Raw genomic sequence first — 13,890 nt, 5'->3', positions numbered from 1 at the left:
CGCCTCTCTTGCCTGAGATTCGCGAACGATTTGCGTCTGAATTCCGTCAAACATTCCCGATCCTGAACTTGGATTGGCCTCATCTATGGATACGTCAAATGGACAATATGCCCCACGCCAATGACCTCTCGGATGTGATCGAAAATGATCGTGCCCATATCTGGCATCACCTGAGCCAGCACAAAAAATACGAAACCGTTGACCCGACAATCATCGTCGAGGGCAAGGGGATGCGCGTTTGGGATGCAACAGGTAAAGAACACCTTGATGCGGTGTCCGGCGGTGTCTGGACCGTTAACGTTGGTTACGGACGCGAAAGCATCGCAAATGCGGTGCGCGACCAGTTGATCAAACTGAACTATTTTGCTGGCTCTGCCGGGTCTATCCCCGGGTCGACATTTGCCAAGGCTTTGATCGACAAAATGCCGGGCATGACCCGCGTTTACTATGCTAACTCTGGTTCTGAAGCGAACGAAAAAGTCTACAAAATGGTTCGTCAGATCAGCCACAATAAATACGGTGGCAAAAAGCACAAAATCCTGTTTCGTGACCGCGACTATCACGGCACAACCATCACCGCGCTAAGCTCGTGTGGTCAGCCAGAGCGCGCGGCGCAATACGGCCCGTTCACGCCCGGTTTTGTCGAAGTTCCACATTGCCTCGAGTATCGCAGTCAATGGGGCGAGGTATCAGATTATGGTATCCGTGCAGCCAACGCGATTGAAGAGGTTATCTTGCGCGAAGGCCCGGACACTGTTGGTGCTATTGTGCTTGAGCCGGTCACTGCTGGCGGCGGCGTCATCACGCCACCCGAAGGTTATTGGGAGCGTGTTCAGGAGATCTGCGAACAATACAATATCCTTCTTCATATCGACGAAGTTGTCTGCGGTGTTGGCCGGACCGGCAAGTGGTTTGGCTATCAGCACTACGGCATCAAGCCTGACTTTGTGACGATGGCAAAAGGTGTAGCTTCTGGTTACGCAGCAATCGCCTGTACCGTGACGACAGAAAAAGTGTTCGAAATGTTCAAGGACACACCAGATGATCACATGAGCTATTTCCGCGATATCTCTACCTTCGGCGGGTGTACCGCCGGCCCAGCTGCCGCTATCGAAAACATGCGGATTATCGAGGACGAAAACTTGCTCGACAATGTCAACAACATGGGTGAATACCTGATGGGCCGTCTTGGTGAGTTGGAAGGCAAGCACACAGCAATTGGCCAGGTTCGCGGCAAGGGCCTGTTCTGTGGTGCCGAACTGGTTGCAGATCGCGACACACGCGAGCCTGTGCATGAATCTATGGCTGCTGCTGTCGTTGCCAATTGTATGCAACAGGGTGTGATCATTGGTATGACCAACAGGTCACTGAACGGGTTGAATAATACCCTGTGCCTCAGCCCGGCGCTGATCGCGACAAAGGACGATATTGATGAGATCACACAGGCAATCGACAACGCCCTGACAACGGTTTTTGCTAAAGCTTAAGCTGGTTTAAAGAGTTACAAGAACGGCGCCTTTCGGGGCGCCGATTCTGATGGGACGTATCTGTATTGAGTTGGTTTTTGTGTGGAACTTGCGGTACTATCAAAATCTCACAATCAGAGTCGATTTAAAAAAATCGTTCTTCGGCCTAGCAAGCCCGAAAACTCCAATCGAATTTCATCACCAGTATCTGGCTTGGACTTAGAGCGAGTTTATCTTCTCTCTGAGTTTTCGATAATTTGTGCGATCTCTTCACGCAACCGGGCAAAAATGTCTGCGTATTCCTTGTCAGTCTGGGTGATTTTTTGCCCAAGTTCCGCGCTCATCCTGGAAATTTCTTCCACGCTGACATTTGGCGCTTTCACATCATGGAGCAGCTCATTTAACCAGAGTTCTCTCTGTTTGTGCACTTCGCGCACCCGGGCACCTTTGTTTGCGATTTCTTCGTGAATTTTTACGATTACCGGTGCAATCGCGTCACGTTGTTTCTCAAACAGCGGATTATGGTTCTCGTGATCGAGATAGGGAACATCAATGCCGCTAAAGTAGTCATGCCCTAGTTGGAGGGGTATGAACCACCTGGACATTGCACGGGAATGGTTTGAAGCAAGCTCTTCAGTTTCCGTTTTGGTCGTTATCAATAAGGCGTGCGTATCAGCACCCATAAGATACTTCACAAGCCAGAAGTCATATCTTTCCCTAAGAAGATACGCGATGGACGAAATGGTGATGTAGGTTTTATGTGCGTCACAGCTAAGAGGAAAGCGATGCTGCTCATCATTTAGGTTGATCCAAAACTGATCTCCCCTCCATTCTGCTATCAGGTTATCGTGGGCTTTTAGCTTCCAGCCCAGTGGTGTGACGAGGCCTTCTTGTTGTTGAAGCCAGCCAAACCATAAAAATTCATCACCAACGTCATCTTGGGAAATAAAATCATCGTCGGGCGTTCCATCTGAGGTGTAGATGGAAGCATCATCTTTGTCATAATCGGGGCCGGATGCATGGATTGCAGTGACCTTGAGCATCCTCAGCAAGTCTCGCATCTCAAAGACCTTTTTGTACGATTGTCAAAGACGGTTTAACAACTCTGTCGTCGGCCATGCGTCGGCCGGCAGGCCAAGTCTCACTTGTTCAGCTTGCACCGCGGCCCGGGTTTTTGCACCCAAAATTCCGTCTATCGCGCCAACGTCACGGCCACGCGCTGCGAGCTTGCTTTGCAGGTTACGCATCTGCGCATCGGAAAGTGCGGGGCTTGGGGTGCGCGCATCATAGACCGGCGCGCCTTCAAGCCGTGTTGCGAAATAGGCGGCTGTTGTCACATAGACAAAGCTCTTGTTCCATTCGAAATAGACGCTGAAATTTGGATAGGCGAGGAAAGCTGGCCCGTTACGCCCCATAGGGAGCAGCACGGATGCGTTGAGGTTCGCTGAACCTAACCCTCCACTGCGTGCCGCAACACCCATGCGCGCCCATTCGCGAACTGAACGCTCATGGTTCAACCCCGTTTGTGACCAGTCGAGATTGGATGGTACGGTGATTTCCTGCAGCCAAGGCTCATTCGCGCGCCAGCCAAGGCCGCGCAGCATGCGTGCACCTGACAACAGCGCGTCAGCAGGCGAGGTTTTAAGACTCACACGTCCATCACCGTCGCCATCAACACCGTTTTCCAGAATGTCTTTGGGCAGCATCTGGACCATGCCAATTTCGCCGGCCCAGGCACCTTTTGTATTCACAGGGTCAAAATCATCACGCTCGTATAACTCCAGCGCGGCAAAGACCTGCGGGCGAAACAGATCGGGGCGGCGGCAATCATGCGATAAGGTCAGCAAGGAATTCAGGGTGTTAAAATCGCCCTGCACCGCGCCATAGTCTGTTTCCAGCGCCCAGAACGCCAGTAACACCCCACGCGAAACACCATATTCACGTTCGACCCGGTCAAAGACGGTGTCATACCGTTCGGCGTTTCGGCGACCGTTGGTCATACGGTTCTGGCTGATCACGGCGCGAGAAAAATCAATAAAGGTTTTTTTGAAGACCCCCTGTGCGTTGTCCGCTCGGATCACGGCAGGATCGCGCCGCGCATTTGAAAAGAAGCGATCAACATTCGCGCGTGAATGGCCGCGTGACACAGCTTCGGTCTTCATATTGGAAATGAAACTGCCGAAGCTTCCTCCGCAAGGAACAGAAGCGAGCGCAACGGATGGTAGTGATAAGAAAAGGGCAGCAGCAAAAACAGACAAACGCATAAAAAACTCCAAATTTGATGCGTTGAGGTTAGGCAGGTATTTTGCCCAAGGCAACTGTATCAAAACAGTGCAATCAGGAGCACCAAACCTAATAAACCCACCCAGACCCGCCAAAGGGCGGACGTTGCTGCGTCAATATCCGTAGGTCCGGCGGTTCTTCGACCCTCTGGGTAAACATAAGGGAAGTCGCGGATCTCGCCATCGTAACTGCGTGGACCAGAAAGTGAGACGTTCAAAACGACCGCCATCGCTGCTTCGGGCCAGCCAGCATTTGGCGACCGGTGTAGCCCGGCATCGCGCCGGATGGTATGCCAAGCGTCAGGACGCAGATAGGTTGCCGCAATAAGTACCGCAGTCAGGCGTGCGGGAATCCAGTTCAGCAGATCATCAAGGCGCGCAGAGGCCCAGCCAAAATCCTCGTAACGTTCGTTCCTGTACCCGATCATAGAATCTGCAGTGTTGATAACTTTGTAAACCAATAGGCCGGGCAAACCTGCGACGAGAAACCAGAACGCAGGCGCGACGACACCGTCAGAAAAGTTTTCTGCGGCGCTTTCAATCGCACCACGGGTAACTGCCGTTTCGTCCATCTCTGCGGTATCACGCCCCACAATCTGCGCCACAGCGCGGCGGCCATCACCTAGCGAAAGGCGCAATGCGTCGCCAACGGCCTGCACATGCTGCGCGAGGCTTTTCTGCGCGAGCAGGGTTGCTGCCAACAGAAGCGAAACAAGGTCGCCAAGGAAGAAATCCGCGAGAAATGCTCCGATAGAAAAGGCACCTACGCTAAGCCCAATGCAAAACAGTGTTCCGTTCCGTTTTCTCGCGGCACCTGCGTTAAAACGCTTGTCCGCCCAGCCGATGACACGCCCCATCAAAACTGCAGGATGCGGAAACTTAGACCAAAGCCATCGAGGTTCGCCAAATGCCGCATCAAGGCAAAGCGCCAGGGCGAGGATTAGGGCGGTATTCATAAGGCGGCCTCTAATTGTGACCAGCGGTCGGGTGCGGGCAACCCAAGGCGCAACCATGTGCGGCTATAGGGGAAAACCCGTGTCAAAACAAAACTCTTTGCAAGATGATCTTGCCATTGTGCCGCGCCGTCAACGTTGTAGAGACGAAACAGCGGAGTCCCGCCAAGTAAATCGGCACCCTTGGCCATCATCATGCTGTCGAGCCGCGCTGCGTCTGCGTTCAAACGATCACGGGCATTGGCTGCCCATTCAGTATCGTCCAAAGCTTTTGCACCTATGGAAAGGGCCGGGCCGGAAACGGACCAGGGGCCAAGCCCGTCTCTCAAACGAGCAACATGGTCAGGGTCGCCAATAACGAACCCCAGACGCAAGCCAGCGAGTCCCCAAAATTTACCAAAGCTTTTCAACACAAGTGTTCCGGGGTTTTCGGCGAGGTGGATCAGACTTCGTCTGGGCGCGATGTCACAAAAGCTTTCGTCTATAACTGTAAGTGGTGCGTTTAGATCAGACTCGTTCCACCATCGCCCATCCGGGTTGTTTGGGTGCACCACGACGGTTGCATCTGAGGTTTGGTCAACTGTGTCCGAAACACGCCAGCCAAACGAACGAAACGCCGCCGCGTGTTCGTTGTAAGTCGGCCCCGGTATGGCAACAGTTCCCGCCGTCGCGAAAGACGGGATGCGCGCAATAGCGGCAGATGCCCCATGGGTAGGCAGAACATCTGCTTTGCCCGGTACATTCCAGAGTTTCCGGGCGGCCGCGATCAGGGAACCAGCCGCCGTGCGGTCTGGCAGAGCCGTCCAGGCGTCTGCAGGTAAGTCGGGTATCGGGTACGGTACAGGGTTAATCCCTGTCGACAAATCCAGCCATTCGGCGCGGGTGCCGCCATAACGCGCGATTGCGGCATCAAGGCCGCCGCCGTGATCTCGGGTCTCGGTCATTCATCGTCAGGCAGTGGGGGGTGGCGGGTGATGAAATGGCCTTTCACACCCTGAGGCCATTGACGATAAGGCACTTGTCCTGTTTCGCTTTCGGCGTGCAGTCGCGCGTATTCGACAATCGCGTCGGCGGACGTGTCGTTTGGTGTGAATTCACCCAACGTGTAATTGAGCTTACCAGCACCTTGAATTGCGACGTTACAGCTTCGAGTGCATCCCATAAGACAAGACACGCGACGTGTTTTCACATCACCATCCGCACGGTTCTCGATGAGTTCGGCCAGAACCTCGCCATCTGTCAGATCGCCGCTGGCGGCATCCCAATCTTCACGTTTGCACGTATCACAGATTGTAATCCAGGTCGTCATAGTAAGCCTCGCGCGCTCAGTGTTCCGGTTTCATCAATCGGATTCGGCTCGCAAGTGCAAGGCCAAGCTGAAGGATAAAAGTACACGACGGCGTGTCTCGAGGCGACATGGTCACATAGAATGCTTCTGCAAATTTCTTGCTAACCCCTACCGTGTGGCGTGCGAAAATCAAGGATCGGATTGATCGGGATGATCCGGTTTGGATTGATGGTATCGTGGCTGTAATGATAGTGGCGCACGATATGTTCAAAGTTCACAGTTTCGGCAACACCGGGGTGCTGGAACAGTTCACGCGTGTAGCCCCAGATATTCGGATAATCGATGATCCGTCTGCGATTGCATTTGAAATGCAAATGATAGACCGGATCAAAGCGCACCAAGGTTGTGAACAAACGCCAGTCCGCCTCGGTCAATGATTTCCCGAGCAGGTAGCGGTTATTCGAAAGATGTTCTTCTAACCAGTCGAGCGCGTCGAAAAGAGTGCTGACTGCAGAGTCATAAGCCGCCTGAGAGGTCGCAAACCCCGCTTTGTAAACGCCGTTGTTAATTTCGCCGTAGATCCGGGCGTTTATATTTTCAATCGCCTCTCGTTGATTAATCGGCCAATAGTCGTCTGTGTTTCCAGTCAAGCCATCAAAGGCAGAATTGAACATTCTGATGATTTCAGAAGATTCATTAGAGACGATGGTTTGCTGTTGTTTATCCCAAAGAACAGGCACTGTTACACGGCCGGACACATCCGGCATAGCTTTGGTGTAAATATCACGCAAGAAAGGCAGACCATAGAGCGCATCACCAGTCGCTCCGTGGGAATCCGCTTCAAACGTCCAGCCGTCAGACAGCATATCGGGATGTACTGCTGAAACACTGATGTGATCGCTCAAGCCTTTCAGAGCTCTGAAAATCAGGGTCCGATGCGCCCAGGGGCAGGCGTAAGAGACATAGAGGTGGTAACGGCCACTTTCAGCTGGAAATCCGCCGTCACCTGATGGTCCGGGCGTGCCATCCGGCGTGATCCAATTGCGAAACCCTGCATTAGAGCGCACAAATTTTCCACCAGTCGATTTGGTGTCATACCAGACATCCTGCCATTTGCCTTCTACGAGCTGTCCCATTGGGTCTCCGTTCCTTTGTTGCGCTGAAGGTAAGGGTCAGTGAACGGCTGGAAAACCTGTACTTTAGCGCAAGACACCTGCGTCTTTGCACATGAGCTTGATATTTGCGAAGCTACGCACACTCGAACATTGCTCAGGGGATGATATGGCTGACGAAAAAGACATTATAAGCGACGTATACGATACGGCGAAATCCGGCGGGGCGGAGGGGTTGTATGATAAGTGGGCCTCGGATTATGACGCCGATACGGCTGCGAAAGGGTTTCGTTTGCCAGGGATTGCTGCCGGGTTCGCAGCACGCCATATACCTTTGGGTTCAGGTCCAATTTTGGACGCAGGCGCGGGTACAGGTCAGGTTGGGTCGTGTCTTCAAATCCTGGGATACGATCAGATCACAGGCATCGACATCTCTGAGGCTATGTTGGCAGAAGCGCTCAGGACGGGGGCTTATGAAGCCGTAAAACGCCAAGTTCTTGGTGAAGAACTGAGCTTTGCTGACAATATTTTTTCCGGGGTGATCTGTGTTGGATCATTTGGGGTTGGACATGCGCCGCCGAGCTCTCTTTTTGAATTGTTGCGTCTGACAAAACCGGGATCGCCATTCATATTCAATGTGGTTGAAAATACCTGGGTCGAGCAGGGTTTTCCTGACGTAATGGATGCAATTGATGCTGCGGGCACGTGGGAATTTGTTGAAAAATCAGAAGCATTTTGCCCGTACACGAATGGCGAAGAAGATCTGCTGACCAGAGTTTTCGTGTATCGGGCTCTTTAGTTCGTTTAGATGTGCTTGTCGGTTTTATCCGCCTGTGCGCCGCGAATCCGTTTGCGAAGGTCTGATCCCCAACGTATACAAATTTCAGACGAAGCCCGTTGGGCCAGAGAGGTTGGCTGTGCGTGATTGACCCAAGCTGGGAATCACAAGCAGCATCGTCGGAGACATGCGTGTCTGCCGCTTTGGCCTGTCCGGGAGGATTGAGAAAAGGACGCATGTAATGAAATCTTTACTGACCACTGTTGCAATTCTTCCCGCAGCGCCTGCATTGGCGCATCCGGGCCACATGGCGGAAGCGCTGGGTCATGATCATTGGCTTGGTGCCGCTGCTATCGGGTTGGCGATTGCTTTGGGGCTCTGGGCTAAGCTGAAAGGCAAGGATCAGACAAAAACAAAAGACAATGAAGAAGCTGAAGACGAGGCCGAGGCCGAAGAATTACAGGAAGCCTGAAATGTCCAAAATTGGTGTGATGATTTGCGGCCATGGTTCGCGCAGCCACGCGGCGGTTGATGAGTTTGCCGTTCTTGCAGAAAAGCTGCCAGCACTGCTGCCAGAGGGCTGGGAAACCGACTATGGCTATCTGGAGTTCGCTAATCCAGTTATTCGCGACGGGCTTGATCGTCTGCGCGAAAAAGGATGCGACCGTATTCTGGCAGTACCCGGAATGCTGTTTGCCGCGATGCACGCCAAGAATGACATTCCTACAGTGTTGAACACCTATGCGAAGAAACACGGCGTTGATCTGACCTACGGGCGCGAACTGGGCGTTGATCCAAAAATGATCGCTGCCGCAGGCGCGCGCATTCAGGAAGCGGTGGACTCAGCCAATGATACGCAGGGCGATGTCCCCCTTGAGGAAACTTGTTTGGTTGTGATCGGGCGCGGTGCAAGTGACCCGGATGCAAACGGAAATGTTTCAAAGATCGCACGCATGTTGCAGGAAGGCATGGGGTTTGGCTGGTGCGAAGTTGGCTATTCCGGCGTTACCTTTCCGCTGGTTGAGCCTTGCCTGAACCACGTCGTAAAGCTTGGATACAAGCGCGTCGTCGTATTTCCGTATTTTCTTTTTACCGGCATTCTGATCGACCGGATTTATGGGTTCACCGACAAGGTCGCAGCCGCGCATCCGGACATTGAGTTCGTCAAGGCAGGCTATCTGAATGACCATCCCGATGTGCTTGCGACCTTTGCGGAACGGGTCACAGAGCAATTGGGTGACGTTGTGCCGCCTACATGCGGTACCTGCAAATATAGAACGCAGGTATTGGGCTTTGAAGCTGAAGTTGGCGCAGTTCAGGAAAGCCATCATCACCATGTTGAAGGGCAAGGTGCGAACGCGCCCGGCTCAAACGTGGCAGATTGTAAATTGTGCGACACTTTTTGTACCGGGGAATGTAGGTTGGAGATGGAGCATCACCACCATCATCACGATCATGACCATGTGCACGAGGACGGCCACCACCACCACCATCATGATCATCAGCATGCAGTTTACCCACACGCAAAACACCCGCATGGCCCGGAAAGCGCGCGCACCAAAGGATAGCGTTTTCAAAAGGAAAAGCCCCAAGGGGCTTTGCGTCATCAGTTTGATTGGCGCTTGCGGCAAAGGCATCGCATGAGACCATATGAAAAAGACCCCGGCGCGATCTATGCGCAAAGCTTTGCAACAGTCCGGAAAGAAGCGCGCTTGGAACGCTTTGGGCCGGGGATGGAAGCATTGGCGATACGGCTGATCCATGCTTGTGGAATGGTCGAAGTGGCGGACAGGCTTGCTTTCTCTACGGAGGCATATGTGGCCGGGCATGCGGCGCTTAAGGCTGGGGCGCCGATTCTTTGTGATTGCGAAATGGTCGGTGCCGGAATCATCCGTCGTTATCTGCCTAACAACAACCGGGTTATCGTGACGCTGAATGACGCGACAGTGCCAGAACGCGCAAAATCAATTGGTAACACACGCTCTGCTGCCGCTGTTGAACTTTGGGCCGATCAGTTGGAAGGGGCGGTTGTGGCAATCGGAAACGCCCCCACTGCTTTGTTTCATTTGCTCGAATTATTGGATTCGGGTGCGCCAAAACCGGCAGTGATCCTGGGGTTTCCTGTTGGTTTCGTCGGTGCCGCCGAAAGCAAAGCTGAACTTGCCACAAATTCCCGAGGGTGTGAATTTGTTGCATTGCGTGGACGGCGTGGTGGATCGGCCATCGCTTCGGCAGCCGTAAACGCGCTTGCTGTCGGCTTGCCGGAGGAAGCACAATGAAATCATGGTTGCACATTGTTGGGATCGGCGAGGACGGGCTGGATGGCCTGACACCAGCGACGCGTGCCGTCGTTGAAGCCGCCGAAGTGATTGTTGGTGGCGACAGGCATCATGAACTGTCCGAGATCGTGAGTGCAGAGCGCGTCGCGTGGCCTTCGCCTTTTGATGCGCTGGTTGACTTGCTTGGCAGCTACAAAGGCAAGCGTGTTGTTGTGCTGGCAACAGGGGATCCGCTTTGGTACTCGGTTGGCGCAAGGATCGGGCGGGCGATTGACCCGGCAGAGATCACGTATTATCCGCAGGTTGGTGCGTTTCAATTGGCGGCAGCACGCATGGGCTGGTCGATGGCGGATCTTGAAACGCTGACGGTTCATGGGCGACCTGTTGAGCAAATGATTGCCTTCATCCAGCCTGACCAGCGGCTGCTGATTTTAACGACTGGTGCAGAGACACCGGGACAGATCGCCAAGTTTTTGACCGAGCGTGGGTTTGGGCAGTCCGAAATGACTGTCTTGGCCGCGATGGGCGGCGAAAATGAAAAGCGGTTCGATGGAATCGCTGAGAGCTGGGATCACATCGTTCCTGCATTCAATACGCTGGCTGTTGAATGCATCGCGGCACCTGATGCAGCGCTATTACCGCGAGTTCCGGGTTTGGCAGACGATCTGTTTCAGCATGACGGGACGATGACGAAGCAGGAGGTGCGTGCCGCGACATTGGCCAAGCTGATGCCGATGCGGGGTGCTTTGCTTTGGGATATCGGAACAGGCTGCGGGTCGGTTGCTGTCGAATGGATGCGCGCGGCGCGCTATGCGCGTGCCATCGGTATTGAACCTCGCGCAGACCGGCGGGCGATGGCGGCTGCTAATGCATTGGCACTTGGTACACCCAAACTGGAACTGATCGATGGTCAGGTTCCGGAAGCTCTGGAAGGACTAGACCCGCCGGATGCTATTTTCATAGGCGGTGGTCTAAGTATTGAAACGTTCGAGACCGCGTGGGCGTCTCTGCGTCCACTTGGCCGGCTCGTCGCGAATGCAGTGACGCTTGAAAGCGAAGCGGTGCTTATAAATCTGCACAAGACTTACGGTGGGCAATTGGTAAAACTGCAGGTCCATCGGGCAGAGCCCGTCGGGCCGCGCACCGGCTGGCGCCCGCTTATGCCAGTGACACAATGGAGCCTCGTAAAAAGATGAGCGGAACACTTTATGGTGTGGGTCTGGGGCCGGGCGACCCGGAGCTTTTGACGATGAAGGCGCATCGCTTGATTTCCGGCGCGGGTGTTCTGGCCTATCCCGCATTGGCTGGTGGCGAAAGTTTGGCGCGGTCAATTGCATCAGAGTTTATTCCTAACACTGCGCGCGAGATTGTCATGGATGTACCGATGACTGTCGAGCGCGCGCCAGCGCAAGCGGCCTATGACAAAGGTGCAGCGGCGATTGCCGCGGAACTGCAAAAGGGTGAAGATGTTGTCTGCCTTTGTGAAGGCGACCCATTCTTCTACGGTTCTTTCATGTATCTGTTTGCGAGGCTGGCAACTGACTATCAGGTCGAAATTGTACCGGGGGTTACGTCTATGACTGCCTGTGCAGGTGCAATTGGAATGCCCCTTGCGGCACGCAACGAGGTTCTGACCGTGATCCCTGGGCCGCTCGCTGCAGCGGAAATGGAAGAGCGGATAGTGTCGTCCGACAGCGTGGTCATCATGAAGGTCGGGCGGCACCTGGGTAAGATACGCGCAATCCTTGAGCGGCTCGGTTTGCTGGAACGCGCGTCTTATGTTGAACGCGCGACGCTGGGTAATGAGCGGCGTATGCCCTTGGCCGATGCCCCCGCGCCCGCGCCATATTTTTCAATGATACTTGTTACAAAAGGGGCCGACCCATGGCTTTGAAACCCGTTGTTTTATGCCTTTCTCGTTCTGGAGAGAAAACGGCACATTCCGTTGCTGGCGCGCTGGGCGCGTCAGTGCACGGGCGCGAAGGGCGTGTTGACGTGGCGGACGCCTATTTCCCTGACGCGCTTGAGCATACCCGGACTTTGTTTGCCAGTGGAACGCCGATTATCGGGGTTTGTGCTGCTGGCATACTGATCCGGGCGGTGGCGCCTTTGCTGGCTGACAAGACTGTTGAGCCACCCGTGGTCGCGGTGTCAGACGACGGTTCCGTCGTTGTCCCCTTGCTGGGTGGGCATCGTGGGGCCAACCGTTTGGCAAGCGAGATCGCGACTGCCTTGGATGCTGTTACAGCCGTTACGACTGCTGGCGATGTTGCGATGGGCGTTGCACTTGATGAGCCACCATTGGGGTACCGGCTCGCAAACCCTTCGGACGCAAAGGCGGTAATGGCTGCTTTGCTTGGCGGAGCAGGTGCGAAACTTTCGGGTGAGCAGATTTTTGATCTGGCCTCAGACCAAGCCGGTACTGTTGAATTACTGGTAAGCGAAGCACTGGCTGAGGGGTCAGAAAAGCAGTTGGTTTATCACCCGCAGCGTTATGCGTTGGGCCTCGGGTGTGCGCGCAACGCGGACCCGGAAGAGCTTTGGTCGCTGGTAACAGAGAGTTTGGCAGATGCAGGAATTGCAGAGGGTGCGATTGCATCGGTCAACTCCATAGATTTGAAGGGTGACGAGCCAGCAATAATTGAAGCCGCACGGCGGCTTGGCGTTCCGTTGCGCTTGTTCACCGCAGCGCAGCTGGAGGCAGAGGCAGGTCGCCTGAAAACACCGTCAAACGTAGTATTTGCCGAAGTTGGCTGTCACGGCGTAAGTGAAGGTGCGGCCCTTGCGGCGGCTGGTGCAGGGTCTGAGTTGACCATCGCAAAACGGAAAACGGCGAATGTAACCTGCGCTGTTGCGCGATCAGAAGATCCAATTGTTGATCTGCCGGGGCGTGCGCGTGGCCGTTTGTCGATTATCGGGATTGGTCCGGGCCAACATAGTTGGCGAACACCAGAAGCAAGCCATTTGGTTGCTGAGGCTGAAGAACTGGTTGGCTATGGGCTTTACATCGATTTGTTGGGGCCGCTGGCCTATGGCAAGGAAAGGTCTGATTTCCCGCTGGGTGGTGAAGAAGACCGCTGCAGATATGCGCTGGAACAGGCAGGCAAAGGCAAAAATGTTGCGCTTATCTGTTCAGGGGATGCCGGTATTTACGCGATGGGTGCGCTGGTTTTTGAGCTGCTTGATCGCGGACCTGAAGCGATGGGTGTGACCGATGCCGCGCGTCGGGTTGAAGTAATTTCAACGCCGGGGGTTTCGGCACTGCAAGGTGCAGCAGCAAGGGCTGGAGCGCCGCTGGGCCATGATTTCTGCGCGATTTCGCTGAGCGACTTGCTGACGCCACGCGAAGATATTGTGAAGCGCCTGAAGGCGGCGGCGGAGGGAGATTTTGTCATCGCCTTTTATAACCCCGTGTCGATGCGGCGGCGCACTTTGCTGGCTGAAGCCCGGGACATTCTGCTGCAGCATCGCCCTGCTGACACGCCTGTAATGCTGGCAAGTTCGCTTGGACGGCCAGAAGAATATGTGCGGTATCGACGCCTTGATGAACTGGAAGTTGATGAGGTCGATATGCTGACAGTCGTTTTGGTGGGGTCCAGTCATACAAAACTTGCGGCGTTGGGTGAAGGTCCGCGTATGTACACACCGCGTGGCTATGCGCGGAAAATTGATGGTGATTTGGCCAAGGGGGCTTGAACCAAACAGCTTGGGCTGCGCCCACACGCCATTCAT

Annotated in this window: 14 protein-coding genes; 8 read left to right on the top strand and 6 right to left on the bottom strand. The window is 54.3% G+C overall.

All coding sequences use genetic code 11. The features are described 5' to 3' along the window. Positions 1-98: 98 nt before the first annotated feature. On the top strand, positions 99-1,487 hold the full coding sequence (locus MWU63_RS09875) for an aminotransferase class III-fold pyridoxal phosphate-dependent enzyme (RefSeq protein WP_213887132.1): 1,389 nt from the start codon (positions 99-101) through the stop codon (positions 1,485-1,487). A gap of 209 nt (positions 1,488-1,696) precedes the next feature. On the opposite strand, the gene MWU63_RS09870 is transcribed toward MWU63_RS09875, so the two are convergent. The 6 genes from MWU63_RS09870 to MWU63_RS09845 all read right to left on the bottom strand — a co-directional run bounded on the left by MWU63_RS09870 (position 1,697) and on the right by MWU63_RS09845 (position 7,125). Beyond that, a complete protein-coding gene (locus MWU63_RS09870) occupies positions 1,697-2,527 on the bottom strand; it encodes a hypothetical protein (RefSeq protein WP_247077740.1) in 831 nt (276 codons plus the stop codon). Positions 2,528-2,551: 24 nt separating this feature from the next. Further along, complete coding sequence (locus tag MWU63_RS09865) at positions 2,552-3,730, bottom strand: lytic murein transglycosylase (RefSeq protein WP_213887134.1); 1,179 nt, start codon at positions 3,728-3,730, stop codon at positions 2,552-2,554. Between the two features lie 59 nt (positions 3,731-3,789). Then, on the bottom strand, positions 3,790-4,704 hold the full coding sequence (gene cbiB, locus MWU63_RS09860) for an adenosylcobinamide-phosphate synthase CbiB (RefSeq protein ID WP_213887135.1): 915 nt from the start codon (positions 4,702-4,704) through the stop codon (positions 3,790-3,792). Then, complete coding sequence (locus MWU63_RS09855) at positions 4,701-5,645, bottom strand: threonine-phosphate decarboxylase (RefSeq protein ID WP_213887136.1); 945 nt, start codon at positions 5,643-5,645, stop codon at positions 4,701-4,703. Before MWU63_RS09855 ends, cbiB begins: the two co-directional genes overlap by 4 nt. Next, on the bottom strand, positions 5,642-6,010 hold the full coding sequence (locus MWU63_RS09850) for a DUF1636 domain-containing protein (protein ID WP_213887137.1): 369 nt from the start codon (positions 6,008-6,010) through the stop codon (positions 5,642-5,644). The genes MWU63_RS09855 and MWU63_RS09850 overlap by 4 nt, the downstream gene beginning before the upstream one ends. Positions 6,011-6,150: 140 nt before the next feature. Next, positions 6,151-7,125 (bottom strand): glutathione S-transferase family protein, encoded by a 975-nt coding sequence (locus MWU63_RS09845; protein WP_213887138.1) that lies wholly within the window; start codon positions 7,123-7,125, stop codon positions 6,151-6,153. Positions 7,126-7,270: 145 nt separating this feature from the next. Between MWU63_RS09845 and MWU63_RS09840 the strand changes: the two genes are divergently transcribed. The 7 genes from MWU63_RS09840 to cobJ all read left to right on the top strand — a co-directional run bounded on the left by MWU63_RS09840 (position 7,271) and on the right by cobJ (position 13,854). Next, entirely contained in the window at positions 7,271-7,900 is a 630-nt protein-coding gene (locus MWU63_RS09840) for a class I SAM-dependent methyltransferase (RefSeq protein WP_213887139.1), read from the top strand. Between the two features lie 220 nt (positions 7,901-8,120). Next, the gene (locus MWU63_RS09835; protein WP_213887140.1) at positions 8,121-8,351 is read left to right on the top strand and encodes a DUF6732 family protein; all 231 of its coding nucleotides are present in this window, start codon (positions 8,121-8,123) and stop codon (positions 8,349-8,351) included. A 1-nt stretch (position 8,352) separates the two neighbouring features. Continuing rightward, positions 8,353-9,447: a sirohydrochlorin chelatase gene (locus MWU63_RS09830; RefSeq protein WP_247077737.1), complete on the top strand. Its 1,095-nt coding sequence runs from the start codon at positions 8,353-8,355 to the stop codon at positions 9,445-9,447. 72 nt (positions 9,448-9,519) lie between these two features. Further along, positions 9,520-10,158 (top strand): precorrin-8X methylmutase, encoded by a 639-nt coding sequence (locus MWU63_RS09825; RefSeq protein ID WP_213887142.1) that lies wholly within the window; start codon positions 9,520-9,522, stop codon positions 10,156-10,158. Beyond that, positions 10,155-11,354 (top strand): precorrin-6y C5,15-methyltransferase (decarboxylating) subunit CbiE, encoded by a 1,200-nt coding sequence (gene cbiE / locus MWU63_RS09820; RefSeq protein WP_247077734.1) that lies wholly within the window; start codon positions 10,155-10,157, stop codon positions 11,352-11,354. Before MWU63_RS09825 ends, cbiE begins: the two co-directional genes overlap by 4 nt. Then, a complete protein-coding gene (gene cobI / locus MWU63_RS09815) occupies positions 11,351-12,052 on the top strand; it encodes a precorrin-2 C(20)-methyltransferase (protein ID WP_213887144.1) in 702 nt (233 codons plus the stop codon). Before cbiE ends, cobI begins: the two co-directional genes overlap by 4 nt. Further along, positions 12,043-13,854, top strand: a complete 1,812-nt coding sequence (cobJ, locus tag MWU63_RS09810) for a precorrin-3B C(17)-methyltransferase (protein WP_213887145.1) — start codon at positions 12,043-12,045, stop codon at positions 13,852-13,854. Before cobI ends, cobJ begins: the two co-directional genes overlap by 10 nt. The last annotated feature ends 36 nt before the right edge of the window (positions 13,855-13,890 follow it).

This window comes from Pseudohalocynthiibacter sp. F2068, assembly GCF_023015645.1.
Lineage (GTDB): Bacteria > Pseudomonadota > Alphaproteobacteria > Rhodobacterales > Rhodobacteraceae > Pseudohalocynthiibacter > Pseudohalocynthiibacter aestuariivivens.
This window is presented reverse-complemented; position numbering and strand designations above follow the sequence as displayed.